A 13,772-nucleotide genomic window follows, 5' to 3' on the forward strand; every position below is an offset into this window, starting at 1 on the left:
GGGCGCCGGAGGATCGGAAGGGAACTCAAGATGCCCGGCGGAGATCGCCGCAGAGTTCCAACCCGTTTCCAATCCTCCGGCGAGCCTCTACGGGGCTATTCCTCCACTATCCTCTCTATATAATTCGGCGGCAGGGTGGTGCGTGGTACTTTCATGCCGCCGAACCATTTATGCAAGGGCAAGTCGAAGCCTGTTCCATTCATGTAATTGTAGAGGGAAACGCGAAGCCCCTCGCTGAAAAGCTCCGGATCGCAGCCGGATAGCGCCTCGAACTGTACGTCATTACGGGCGAATCCGCCAAAGGGAGGCTCCGTGACACGGCAACTGTACTCGGCGGGGTGCAACCCCACAGGGCTATGCGCTGTCATGGCGAAACGATGCCAAAATCCGGATTGAATCAGCCCAAGCTCAAACATTTGCCGGACCGTTTCTAAGGAATCTATGGTTTCTTGAGCGGTTTGGGTCGGGAAACCATACATCAAATAGGCATGGACCATGATGCCTGCCCCGGTAAAGTTGTTGGCGACCCGTGCCACTTGAGCCACTGTCACCCCTTTATTTATCAGCTTGAGGAGTCGGGGAGAGGCTACTTCCAGACCTCCCGACACGGCGATGCAGCCACTTCGTTGAAGAAGGTCGCATAGTTCCTCAGTATAGCTTTTCTCAAAACGAATATTTCCCCACCACACGACGGTTATCCCACGGCGGATAATCTCCTGCGCCATTTCCCGTAGCAAGGCGGGTGGAGCGGCCTCGTCCACGAAATGGAAGCCGATCTCGCCGGTTTGCTCGATCAAGCGCTCCATACGGTCTACCAAAGTCTTGGCTGTATTCGGCTCATATCGTTTGATGTAATCCAATGAGCCGTCACAGAAGGCGCATTTCCCCCAGTAGCAACCGTGCGCCAAGGTCAGTTTATTCCAGCGACCATCGCTCCAAAGCTTGTGCATCGGGTTGGCCATTTCCATGACGGAGATGTATTTGTCCAGCGGCAAGCCCTCGTAATCCGGGAATCCGGTCTCGCTTTGCCGGCAAGCGGGGTAAGCGGGATTATCTTGATAAACGACCCGGCTACCGTTCTCGTCCAAGGAGAAGGTGCGTACCAGTTCCTCTTTTTGGATCGCCCCGTCCAGATAGCGTAACACTTGGAAGAGTGGGTCCTCTCCATCATCTAGCAAGAGGTAATCGATGTATTTGAAGAAGCGTGTATCCGTGATGGAGCGAAGTTCCGTATTCACGAAACCACCTCCCATAAGGATCGGGATATCGGGATGTGCCTGCCGTAGCCATTGGGCGAGCCGGAGGGTACTGAATAAATTCCCCGGGAAAGGTACGCTGAAAGCGATCGCCTTGGGCTTGCTCTCGGCTATGTGCTTTTCTAATAGCGGCTGCGTCATGCGATCGATAAAGCTGAAAGGCTTTTGGAGGGCTTCCTCGATCTCGTCGAAGGAGGAGGCGCAGCGGCCTAGATGCTCGGCATATCGGCTGAAACCGAAATCCGGGTCGATCGTTTCCCGGATCAAGTCGCAGAGATCCTCCAGATACAAGGTCGCCAGATAACGGGCCTTATCCCGTAATCCCGAAGTGCCGAACGCCCATTCCAGCTCCTCCTCGTTTTGGCTCCCGCGGTCGCTTTCGGGAAGGTAATCTTGGTTACAGATGCGATAAGCGAGAGGATCGTTCTTTCCCTGAAGGAAAGCGACGACGGCGGCTATCGTGTCGATATACCGTTGCTTATTAGCCAGCAACCCCCGGACTTTAGCCGGATATTTACCTTTCCGCCGCTCGATCTCGGCGAACAGTTCCCCGAGACCCTGCGTGGAAAACAAAGCCAAGATCGTCTCGATACCCAGATCCGCCTGCCCGGCTCGCACACCCTTTGCTTTCAGATAACCTTTTAGGTAAGCCGTGGAAGGATAAGGCGTATTGATCTGCGTAAACGGAGATAAAACCAGAAGAACCGAAGCTAATCCCATATCAACTCAACTAATTTTCAATTATTCAAGCTATTGTTGATAGACTCGATATAGTCCAGAATCTCATCCCGTCCCTCTTTCTTCTCCGAGGAAGAGAGGAAGATCGGAGGAAGCTCTTCCCAAGTCTCCAGTAATTTATCCGTATAGACTTTTAGGTTCTCTTTCAAGCGTCCCTTGCTGATCTTGTCGATCTTCGTGAAGATGATAGAGAAAGGAACCCCGCTCTCACCCAGCCATTCCATAAACTCCAGATCGATCTTTTGCGCCTCGTGACGGCAGTCCAAAAGGACAAATAGGTTGGTCAGTTGCTCTCGATCGAGGATATAGTTCTCGATGATACGTTTCAATTGCTCCCGGTTCTCCTTGCCTCGTTGGGCGAAGCCATACCCCGGAAGATCTACCAGATACCACTCGTTATTGATAAGAAAATGATTGATAAGTAAAGTCTTACCCGGTGTTTGCGAAGTCATCGCCAAGCCCTTCTTGTTGGTAAGCATATTGATCAAGGAGGATTTGCCTACATTACTTCGTCCGATGAAGGCATACTCCGGCTTATTACCCTCGGGGCATTTCCTTACGTCTGTGTTGCTGATAACAAATTCTGCGCTTTTAATTTCCATAAAATATAAATTAATGAATAATGAGTATTGAATAATGGCTAGGTTTAATTCTCAATTTTCAAATTTCCATTTTCAATTGCCGAAAGCCACAGCCCGGCGAACGTGATGCCTCCGTTTACCATAAGCATCTCGTAGCCGAACGTATAGCCTACGTATTGTTTCACTAAGAAATCCGTGGCAAGGCAAATCAACGGGGAGGCTATACAGATATAGGGCACGTATTTGTCACGGGGTTTCCGCTTCGTGAAAAGCCCGAAAACAAACAGCCCCAATAGAGGACCATACGTGTACGACGCTATCATGTAGATCGCGTCGATAACGCTTCGGTTATTTACGGCCTTGAACGCCAAGATGATCAAGACGAACAAGACGGATATCATCACGTGTACCTTTAGGCGGGTACGTTTCGCCCTTTTCGCTTCCTCTCTCTGCACGCCGAGGATATCCACGCAAAAAGAGGTGGTGAGCGCTGTCAACGCCGAGTCGGCGCTACTGAAAGCCGCCGCTATGATACCGATCGTAAAGAAGATCAAGATACTCCCGCCCAAGATCCCCGAGGTACAAAACATCGGGAGGATATCGTCGTTGAGGGTTGGCAACTGGATGTTCTGCTGTGCCGCCAATGTCAGTAGCAGTACCCCCAGTGCGAGAAACAAGAAGTTGACCGGCGTGAAGGCGAAGCCATATGTGTACATGTTTTTCTGGGCATCCTTCAAGCTCTTGCAGGAGAGGTTCTTTTGCATCATGTCCTGATCCAGCCCGGTCATGACGATCGTGATAAAGATACCGCTGAAGAACTGCTTGAAGAAGTTCTGCGTACTATGCCAATCGCCGAACTCAAAGATCCGGAAATGAGGGCTTTCCACCAAGGTCTGCGCCATATCCCCGAAATCCAGTCCCATCTTGTCCTTCACCTGCCAGATGATCACGATCAACATTGCCACGAGACAAAGGGCCTGCAACGTATCTGTCCAGATGATCGTCTTGATACCGCTCCGGAACGTATATAACCATACCAGCAGGATACTGAGGATAGCGGTCACGGCGAATGGGATGTTCCAAGCGTTGAACACGTAGGTTTGCAAGATCAAGACCACTAGATATAAGCGTGCGGCCGCCCCTACGATCTTCGAGAGCAGGAAGAATGAGGCCCCTGTCTTGTACCCCCTTCTCCCGATCCGGTCATCCAGATACGAGTAGATGGAGGTAAGCTGCAACTTATAGTATAGCGGTAGCAATACCTTGGCTATAATGATATATCCCACGAAGAAGCCTAATACAGTCTGCATATACGTCATATCGATCGCCCGCACCATGCCGGGTACCGATACGAACGTCACCCCCGATAAGGATGTCCCTACCATGCCGATAGAGACGATATACCAAGGTGATTTCCTGTCCCCGAGGAAGAATGCCTCGTTGCTGTTATTACGCCCCGTGATCCATGCTATCAGCAGCAAGACGGTGAAATAGGCAGCGATAATAAAAAGGATGATATAGCTGTTCATGTATTGCTAACTTCTTTCTTTTTCTCCACAAAGATACGGCTTTACTTTGAAATAACGGGCATATGCGTGGATTCTACCGTGATGGGTTTCTTGATGCCCTTTAGGTAGTCCATGAAAGCGTCGGTCGATATGATACCTAAATTATCGAATTCCGGGATCTCGTAGCCCTTGAATAAAGAGGCGTCGTACCCGTCTCCGCCATCGGTGATGAAAGCGTCTAGGGTCACCACGCAAGGGGTATTGTCCTCGATCTCGGTCTTTTGCCCGTCTCTCGTATAGACTATTTTCTCGATCTTATTTCCGCTTAGGGTAAGCGTGAGGTCGGAGGATTGAAGGAAACCGTTCGGATTCTTCCGTCCATCCTCCAATAGCTTCTTCAACCGCTTGCCGTCGAAACGATAGGCAACGATAGCGGAGCCGAAAGGCAAGATGTTGCCGGCACGCAGTCGGGTGATATCTCCTTTCGGGAGGGCCGCACGTATACCTCCGTAATGGTTTACGCCGATCACCGGCTGATCCTTGTAAGCGGGCATCTCTTTTTGGAAACGCTGGGCGTAAGCGGCCGTGACCAACGCCCCGATAGGCGTATAGTCGAACTTATTGATGGTACGGTCGTGGATCAAGGCCTCTTTTGCCGTGGCAAGTTTCTCGTTCAGCCGATATTTATCCATGATCTTCTCCACGGCCTCTCGCATCTCCGGGTTCTCCTCGCAGGCTACACGCACGGTATCCCCTTGGATGAAAGAGATATCCCGGTGTCCGTTGAAATCCTGTATCTGGAACAGCAGTTTCCCGATATGGGTACCGTTTACGCCGGCTTGGATGATGGGAATGTTATTGATCTTATCGAGCACCAGCTCATGCGAGTGGGCGGATATGATGGCGTCTACCTTATCGATGAACGGCAGTCCTTGGGCGTTCTCCTCGGTGATGCGGTAAGGCATTTTCATATCCGTGCCGATGTGCATCAAGAGGATAATCATATCGATCTGGTCCTCTTTCTTTAACTGGTAGACGGTTTGTATGCACACCGCTCCCAGCGGATGCGTGAACTGAAGCCCTTTCAGGTTCTCCGGCTTGGTCTTGACGTAGGTGTCCGTCGTGGTCAGTCCGATGAAGGCTATGCGCAGGGAGGAGCCATCTTTCAACTTACGCTCTACGATACGGTAGGGACTCAACCAGTTGGGGTGAGTATATCTCTTCTCTTCGGTGATATTGGCGGCCACATGGGGGATATTCAAGGCGGCGGTGTCCACTAGATAAGAAAGTCCCCAGTCGAACTCGTGGTTACCGATGGCGGACATTTCCACGTCCATCGCCTCGTACATTTCTTTGATAGGCTCGCCTTTCGTGATCTTGGAGAAATAGCTTCCGCTGAAATTATCTCCGCCTGAGACAACGATGGAATGCGGATAGCGTTGTTTCTCGTTTTGTGTCATTTGTACCAACCGGGCGGCTCCCGGCGTGATCCCGTCGGAGGCGAAAGCCCCATGAAAATCGTTGAATGAGAAAATGGCTAAAGTGTCTATCGAGCTGGACGGGGTGGCGATATCTTGTGCGAATAGGGGAGCGGTTAGTGCGCTGCCTAGCAAAATCGCTGATACGAATTGTTTTTTCAGTCCCATGGTTGTATGTATTAATAGGGACAAAAGTAGGAAAAATAACGAGATTCACCGAGGAAAACGCCCGATTCGTCGAATTCTTTTTGATCGTTTTAAACCTTCGTCCTACCTTTGTGTCATAGTAATAGCTCGTGAGAGTGAAAGCGAACCGGTTGTTCATCATAACCGGGAAATAGGTAAACATTAAGTCAAAGGGCCGCCGTCCGGATAAGATGCGGCCCTTTTGATTTATTCGGACTTGAGGTTGTTTACGGGATTGTCGTGGGTGGTACGGAATACGTTATATCCGGAAACCGCCAGTATGACGGTGAGTACCAATACGCCTCCTCCCACGAATAGATACCAGGATAGCTGGATCTTTTCCGAGAATTGTTCTTGCCATTTTTGGGAGATATAGAAAGCGATACCGCAACCAAGTAAGATGGCCGGCAATGCTATGGTGATGATATCTTTCAAGAAAATATGGAGTATGTCTTTTACCGTGGCTCCGTTAATCTTACGGATCGCCATTTCTTTCCGGCGACGGTTCACCTCGTCGTTCGTGTATCCGATCAATCCGATGAAGACGATCAGCAAGGTGACGATGCCACCGATCATGACGGAATCACGGAATTTCCGGGAGGAGGTGTATCCTTCCAGCATCTCGCTCTTGAAGGAGATCACGTTGAGTTCTTTATCCGGGATGAGTTGCCCCATTAGATCCTGTGTCTTGCGTAGGGCCTCGGAAGAAAGGCTATGGTACCGAATGACCATATGTTGGGCCGCCCCTTTCGTATAGAACATGATCTTGGCTCGCGGATCTTCTCCCGCTATGGAACCTAGGCGGAAATCCTCGAATACGCCCCGGATCGTGAAGAGAGGCATCGACTCGGACTTGGTATCGTGTCCGGTTATTTGTACCGTCTTGCCCACGGCTCCATCCTTCCAGTCGGCGAAAGGTTTCATGTATTCAATGAAATTGCGGCTCACCAGTATCTCTTGCGAGGAGGTGGTATTCTCGGTGAAGTACTGTCCTTCTACGATCGGGATTTCCAATACGTTCAGGTAATCGTTTCCTACGTCGTAGAGGTCGGCGATGTTGAATAGTTCCCGGTCGTCTCCCGGAAGATAGACGTTATTGCCCGAGGCTCCCCAGAAAGGAAGGTTATAGCAAGTCGTGATGGCGTCTACCTCGGGCAATCTCTGGGTTTCCTCGATCAGTTTGGCACGCCCCGTGGAGTCTACGGCACCGATATACACATAGGCAAGATTCTCGGGATTGTATCCCGGATGATCATTCACCATATGGTCGTATTGCTTGCCTACCACTAGCAATAAGGAGGCGAGGAAGCTGATTGCCGTGAACTGGAAGAACAAGAGTCCCAATTTCCAAAGGCGGCGTGCCTCACGGATGCTCCGGAAAACAGCCGCTACAGGAATGCGTCCTAAGAACCAGCCGGTAGCTATGCCCGTAGAGATCAGTACGACTATGACCGTGAGGCATATCGCCCACATACCCGTGGATAGGAATAACGATCGGACTCCCGTGCCGATCAGCTCCTTTATAATTCCTTGAAATCCTAGGATCAAAAGTACGACCAGCGCTAGCGCGACGGTGACGTGGGTCCCTACCTCGGACAACGCCATACCTTGGATATCCTTACCGCTCGCCCCGTAACATTTGCGTACGGCCATCTCTTTCGTGCGGTTCACGATGGAGGAGATCACGATCAATATATAGTTCATTACGGCGGTGAAGATCAATACGAAGGCGATGAACGAGAGGATCAAGGCCATACGTTTGGCCATATCGTCCTCCATATGTACGTTGAGTAGTTTGTGGAAGGTGAAGGTCAGTTCCACGCCGGCTTTCTTAAGGTCGTTTACGGGGAAATGCTTGTCGATCATCTGTCTCATTCCCGCTTCCAATTGGGCCTCTGTCGTACCCGGCGATACCTTGACGAAACTTTGGTAACGGTCGTTTCCGGTTAACATATGGGTTCCGTCCCACATGAACTTGCTGATGGAGGAAAGGGATACGATAATGTCATAACTCTGTTCGGTGTTGTCCGGTAGTTTCTTGAATACGCCGCCTATCGTGAGGGCTTGTCCCGGTGCGTCGTCAATCTCGAAGCGTTTTCCCATCACGTTACCGCCGATACGTTCGGCGATCTCGTCGGATACGAGCACGTACATGGGTTGGGAGAGAACTTGCTTAGGGTCTCCGATGAGCATGGGGCGGGGCAATACGTCGAAAAGACAACTGTCCGCTAGGATGAAGGTCGCTTTGAGCCGATGCTTGTTGTCGGACATCGTAAAAGGGGAGTTTCCCCGGAAGTACGTATAGCGTGTGGCGGCCTCGATCTCTGGTGTCTCTTGTTTCAAGAGGGGGATTACTCCGGCGGGCGTTTGCCCGTGGTCGCCCACTTCCCCGTTCATGAAAAATTTCTCATATACTCGATAGATCCGGTCTCCGTTCGGATAGAAGTTATCGTAGGTGTTCTCGAAGTGGACTTTAGCGATCAGCACCAAGCCGATGGTCAGTCCTATACCCAAGGAGATAATCTTCATTACATTGTGTTGCCCTCTCTTAAAAAGGGAGCGAATTGCGATCCCGATGTTTTTCATATTGTTATTGTATTATTTTCTGGTAAGATAAAATCAAATACCGTGCCATTGTGTTTATGTGGTTGAAAAACAGAGGGGTGAGTGGCGTACGATTGTTTATGAGTGTCCAATAATTGGACAAGGGTGTCCAAAATCTGGACACCCTTGTTTAATACCTTTTCTCAATAGAGGCTCCGGGGAAATAATGCGTGAGGATTTTCCGGTACGAATATCCTTTGGCTCCCATCACGGCGGCTCCGATCTGGCAAAGCCCTACGCCATGTCCCCATCCGGCTCCTGTCAAGATGAAGCGGGAGGGGATATCAAGGCGGATATCCTTCTTATCGACAACAAAGGCCGAGCTGTATAGATGCGTCTCGGATAATGTCCGGCGTATCTCAAGCTCTTTGCCGATGGTGAACGAACGGCGTACCCCTACGATCTTGAGTTTCGTGATACGTCCGGACGAACCTCTTTCCAACGGTATGAGATCGATGATCGGCCCGAAATCCATACCCGTTTTCCGGTGGATCAAACCCGATAGTTCCTCTTGCGTGTATTCTACTTTCCAACGGTAGAAATCCGAGGTCTCTTGATCGTAGTTGTTTAGCACTTGGCTAAGGATCTCCTTGTCCGTTGTATTACAGAAGGCTTCGGGTGAGGTACGTATCCATTGTTCCGCTTCCCGCTCGTCCGTCAAGTCGGGATAGGAGGGAACCTCGTCATCCCTCAAGGCGGTAAGATAGGAGTGGGGAACCGGTTCCCAGCAATTCTCGAATTTCTCGGTCACGCCTCCGCAGCATTTCGAGAAGCGGGCGTCGCAGATCGTATCGTTATCCATCAATACCTCTCCACGTGTCTCTTTGATCACCTCCCTGACTATCGGGTTCGATGCCCGGGTAATACCTTGGTAACGCTGGCAATGGTCGTCGGCACAGACATCGAACAGATCATGGTCCTCCCGGTCGTACCAGCGGATCAAGGTCTCGTTGTTGCGGTAACAACTTTTATAGGGCGTAACCGATCCGTTCAAGTTGAAATTCTTCTCGACCTGTGCCAAGAGCCAGCTTCGCGAGATCACGGCATGGGCTTTCAGCAACTCTTTGGAAGCGTTGGCGCTCATCTCCGAGGAGATTACGCTGGTAAGGTATTCCTCCACGTCCACTTGGTTGATCGTGACGATACCTTTATCGGTCGCCACGAGGTTCAACGCTCCCTTGAAGCGTTGATCCTCCTGTCGTTGCCAGTGAAAATCCACGCCGATCGTGACCGCCTTCAAGTCGAAAGAGGATTGCGGGCTGGTCGGCTCGAAGAATAGCTCCTGATAAAGCTTCCCATTGTACACGATCTTGCCGTTTACCCAGAGGGCACGTTGCTCGCCTATGGTGAACGTGCCGGTTTCCGTATGTACATACTCCTCGTTAAAAACAAATGAGATTGCTTTGTGGGTCATGATTCCCACATTGATTACAGGTGCTTCCATATCCTTATTCCTTTATTCTATTCTTTTTTTGCGTTCAGGGAATTAAATGTGAGGTAAGCGATCATGACAAGGTACATGACAACCGCCAGTATCTCGGCGGCATTGCTAGATGCCCATTCCTCGTTCATCAAGTTGATTCCGCCGAAACGTAAGGCTGCGCTGACCACGCCCATCAAGGCGCCGCCGGCGATAAAGCCGGAAGCCAGTAACGTACCTTTCTCCAAGCGGGCTGAGTTCAAGCTTTGGTCTTTGCTACGGCTTCCTACGTACCAACTGATCGCTCCACCGATCAAAAGCGGCGTATTCAGGTCCAAAGGGATAAACATACCCAAGGCGAATGCCAACGCCGGTATCTTGCAGAAGTTCAATACGACGGCGAGGACGGCTCCAATTGCGTATAAAGCCCAAGGTGCCCCCGAACCACTCATCAATGGCTCGATAACGGCGGCCATAGCGTTCGCTTGCGGAGCGGCCAATTGTCCGGTCGTGAAACCGTACGTCTGGTTCAATATCAAGATCACGCCTCCTACCGTAGCGGCGGAAACTAGTGTGCCTAAGAATTTCCAAGTCTCTTGCTTGGCGGGTGTGCTCCCCAGCCAATAGCCGATCTTTAAGTCGGTAATGAAACCTCCCGCCATGGAAAGCGCTGTACAAACCACGCCTCCGATAATCAGGGCGGATACCATGCCGGCCGGCCCTTTCAACCCTACGGCGACCAAGATGATGGAGGCGAGGATCAACGTCATGAGCGTCATGCCCGATACCGGGTTCGTCCCTACGATAGCGATAGCGTTTGCCGCTACGGTCGTAAACAGGAAAGCGATCACCCCGACCAGCAATAAGCCGATGGCGGCATGGAACCAATTATGAAGTACGCCGAACTGGAAGAACAGGAAGGTGACGATCAGCGATACGATGATACCGATCGTTATCACCTTCATCGACAAATCCTTTTGCGTACGTATGGTATTACTCTCCACAGCGTCTCCTTTTCCTTTCAACTCGTTCGCCGCCAAGCCTACGGCTCCCTTGATGATTCCCCAAGAGTTGATGATGCCGATCACCCCGGCGGTAGCGATACCTCCGATACCGATGTGGCGGGCGTAGGTGGTGAAGATTTGCTCGGCGCTCATGCTCCCGACGGTCGCCGTGATAGCGTCATTTCCGAACGTAAGCACGTCGGCGCTGAAAATGGCGGACATGGCGGGGATGATTACCAACCATACCAAGAATGAACCGGCGCAGATGATCAAGGAGTATTTTAATCCGATGATGTAACCCAGACCTAGTACGGCAGCGCCCGTATTGACTTTCAATACGATCTTGGCCTTCTCTGCCAGCATCTCACCGGCTCCGACGATACGGGTACTGATCGTCTCGCCCCACCAACCGAAGGTGGCGATGATGAAGTCGTACAAACCACCGATTAATCCGGCGAATATCAAGGGCTTCGCTTGACTTCCGCCTTTCTCGCCGGAGACGAGTACTTGCGTGGTTGCCGTAGCCTCCGGGAAGGGATACTTACCGTGCATGTCGGATACGAAATATTTACGGAACGGGATTAATAGCAAGATCCCGATGATACCTCCTAACAAGGAACTCATGAAAACCTCGAAGAAATTGACCGTGATCTCCGGATATTTGTCTTGCAGGATATAAAGGGCGGGCAAGGTGAAAATGGCCCCCGCCACGATCACGCCGCTACTGGCCCCGATAGACTGGATGATGACGTTCTCTCCCAAGGCGTTCTTCCGCTTGAATCCGCTGGACAACCCTACGGCGATGATAGCGATCGGGATGGCGGCCTCGAATACTTGACCGACCTTCAGGCCCAGATAAGCGGCCGCCGCGCTGAATATCACCGCCATGACCAATCCCCAAAGGACGGACCAAGGCGTAACCTCCGGATAGTGTTTGTTGGGAGACATAAGAGGCTTGTAGCTTTCCCCTTCTTTTAATTCTCGGTAGGCGTTTTCTGGCAGCCCGGTTACCTTTTCTTCATTTTCTGGTTTCACGATATTAAAATGTTAGATTATAAGTTCGTAATAGCTCCACCAAACGGGTGTTGGGTGACAAATTTATGTTTTCTGGCTGAGACATGCAAGGATTCTTTAGAATAGTTAGGGCAACCGTACCCAAATTATCTATATGAATTCTTGCCCAGTAGCGTATGAATTCTTGTTCGCATGCTGTATAATTCTACAAACCACGGCGTGATCTGTACAGACCAAGTCGTGGAATATACAAATCACGTCGTGGTCTGTACATCCCACGGCGATCATTTGGAAATAGATCAAGTAGTAAGTATGTTTGTATATGGCAAAAAGAATGTTTATTACTTGAGGACATGAACAATTATACCTAGAGCAGTTATAGTTGTACATATCAAGCAAGAGATGTGCGACTTGAATGGGATGGGGGAGAAGCCGAGTAAATAATTTGAGGTTTATCGTTAATTCGTAAATTCTTTCTATTTTTGTAGTCAAATACAGAAAGTAGATGAATCAAAGATATCCTTCAGCCTTGTTGGAAAATGCCGTGAATGAATTGGCTTCCTTGCCGGGGGTGGGGAGGAAGACAGCGCTCCGGCTAGCGCTTTATATGTTGCGCCGGGACGTCGGCTATACGGAAAACTTCGCCGCGGCCTTGGTTGCCCTCCGTCGAGACGTGAAGTACTGCAAGGTCTGCCATAATATATGTGATGATGAGGTTTGCTCTATTTGCGCCAACCCCAGCCGTGACCATTCCTTGGTTTGCGTGGTAGAGAATATCAAGGAGGTGATGGCGATAGAGAATACCGGGCAATTCCGTGGCGTATACCATGTGTTGGGCGGGATCATCTCGCCGATGGATGGTATCGGACCGGGAGACTTGCGTATCGACAGTCTGGTGCGACGTGTGGCCGAAGGTGAGGTGAAAGAGATCATCTTGGCGTTGAGCACTACCATGGAAGGCGATACGACTAACTTTTTTATTTACCGGAAGCTATCCGGTTACGATGTGAGGATCAGTGTCATCGCACGTGGCGTATCTATCGGTGATGAGATCGAGTATGCCGACGAGATCACCTTAGGACGATCCATTATCAATCGTACCGAGTTCAATCTCACCTCTTCTAATTCATAAATCATAACTCATAATTAATATCCGGAATGACCTACGAAGAAACCAAGTTGTCCGTTATTATCGTTAACTATAACGTGAAGTATTTTCTGGAGCAATGCCTCTATTCTGTCCGTGCCGCCGTAACGGGGATGGACGCCGAGGTGTTCGTGGTGGATAATAACTCGACGGATGGATCTGTCGAATATCTCCGGCCTAAGTTCCCGGAGGTGGTTTTCATTGAGAATAAAGATAATCCCGGTTTCGCCAAGGCTAATAATCAGGCGATTCGCCAGTGCACCGGGGAATACGTGTTATTGCTGAATCCCGATACCGTGGTGGGAGAGGAGAGCCTCCGCAGCCTGTGCTTCCAGATGGATGAGGATCCGGAGATCGGAGCTATCGGCGTGAAGATGCTGAATGGACACGGGGTATTCTTGCCGGAGAGCAAACGGGCTTTCCCTTCGCCTTGGGTGTCGTTCTGCAAGATATTCGGCCTTTCAAAGCTGTTTCCTAACTCTCCTGCATTCGCACGTTATAGCCTGCCATATCTGGATAAAGAGCAGACGCATAAGGTGGAGGTGCTGGCGGGTGCGTTCATGTTGCTTCGCCATGAGGCGTTGGATAAGGTTGGCTTGTTGGATGAGTCGTTCTTCATGTATGGGGAGGATATCGATTTGTCTTATCGGATCGTGTTGGGAGGCTATAAGAACTTGTACGTGCCGGAACGGATCCTGCATTATAAGGGGGAGAGTACGAAGCATGGTGACTTGAGGTACATAAGGGCTTTTTACGGCGCCATGTTGATTTTCTATAAGAAATATTATCCGGGGTCCGGTTGGTTGATGCGGATACTGATCCGGTTGGCTGTCCTG

9 protein-coding genes are annotated in these 13,772 nt (G+C 50.5%); 2 read left to right on the top strand and 7 right to left on the bottom strand.

Annotation, left to right across the window (positions count from 1 at the left end):
• Positions 1 to 95: 95 nt before the first annotated feature.
• The 7 genes from QVP94_RS01365 to QVP94_RS01395 all read right to left on the bottom strand — a co-directional run bounded on the left by QVP94_RS01365 (position 96) and on the right by QVP94_RS01395 (position 11,810).
• Positions 96 to 1,976, bottom strand: a complete 1,881-nt coding sequence (locus QVP94_RS01365) for a B12-binding domain-containing radical SAM protein (protein ID WP_005856197.1) — start codon at positions 1,974 to 1,976, stop codon at positions 96 to 98.
• A gap of 17 nt (positions 1,977 to 1,993) precedes the next feature.
• Entirely contained in the window at positions 1,994 to 2,596 is a 603-nt protein-coding gene (yihA, locus tag QVP94_RS01370) for a ribosome biogenesis GTP-binding protein YihA/YsxC (RefSeq protein WP_005856199.1), read from the bottom strand.
• Positions 2,597 to 2,640: 44 nt separating this feature from the next.
• The gene (locus QVP94_RS01375; RefSeq protein WP_005856201.1) at positions 2,641 to 4,104 is read right to left on the bottom strand and encodes a sodium:solute symporter; all 1,464 of its coding nucleotides are present in this window, start codon (positions 4,102 to 4,104) and stop codon (positions 2,641 to 2,643) included.
• A 41-nt stretch (positions 4,105 to 4,145) separates the two neighbouring features.
• Positions 4,146 to 5,729, bottom strand: coding sequence for a bifunctional metallophosphatase/5'-nucleotidase (locus QVP94_RS01380; RefSeq protein WP_005856204.1), 1,584 nt, complete (start codon positions 5,727 to 5,729; stop codon positions 4,146 to 4,148).
• Between the two features lie 225 nt (positions 5,730 to 5,954).
• Positions 5,955 to 8,333 (bottom strand): ABC transporter permease, encoded by a 2,379-nt coding sequence (locus tag QVP94_RS01385; protein ID WP_005856207.1) that lies wholly within the window; start codon positions 8,331 to 8,333, stop codon positions 5,955 to 5,957.
• Between the two features lie 148 nt (positions 8,334 to 8,481).
• Positions 8,482 to 9,795, bottom strand: coding sequence for a SpoIID/LytB domain-containing protein (locus QVP94_RS01390; RefSeq protein ID WP_005856209.1), 1,314 nt, complete (start codon positions 9,793 to 9,795; stop codon positions 8,482 to 8,484).
• A gap of 17 nt (positions 9,796 to 9,812) precedes the next feature.
• Positions 9,813 to 11,810, bottom strand: coding sequence for an OPT family oligopeptide transporter (locus QVP94_RS01395; RefSeq protein ID WP_005868174.1), 1,998 nt, complete (start codon positions 11,808 to 11,810; stop codon positions 9,813 to 9,815).
• A 484-nt stretch (positions 11,811 to 12,294) separates the two neighbouring features.
• On the opposite strand from QVP94_RS01395, the gene recR reads away from it, so the two are divergent.
• Positions 12,295 to 12,921, top strand: coding sequence for a recombination mediator RecR (gene recR / locus QVP94_RS01400; protein ID WP_005868175.1), 627 nt, complete (start codon positions 12,295 to 12,297; stop codon positions 12,919 to 12,921).
• A 26-nt stretch (positions 12,922 to 12,947) separates the two neighbouring features.
• On the top strand, positions 12,948 to 13,772 hold an 825-nt coding region (locus tag QVP94_RS01405), incomplete at its 3' end, for a glycosyltransferase family 2 protein (protein ID WP_288213143.1).

Source organism: Parabacteroides sp. CAG:2, assembly GCF_000436315.1.
GTDB lineage: Bacteria > Bacteroidota > Bacteroidia > Bacteroidales > Tannerellaceae > Parabacteroides > Parabacteroides distasonis.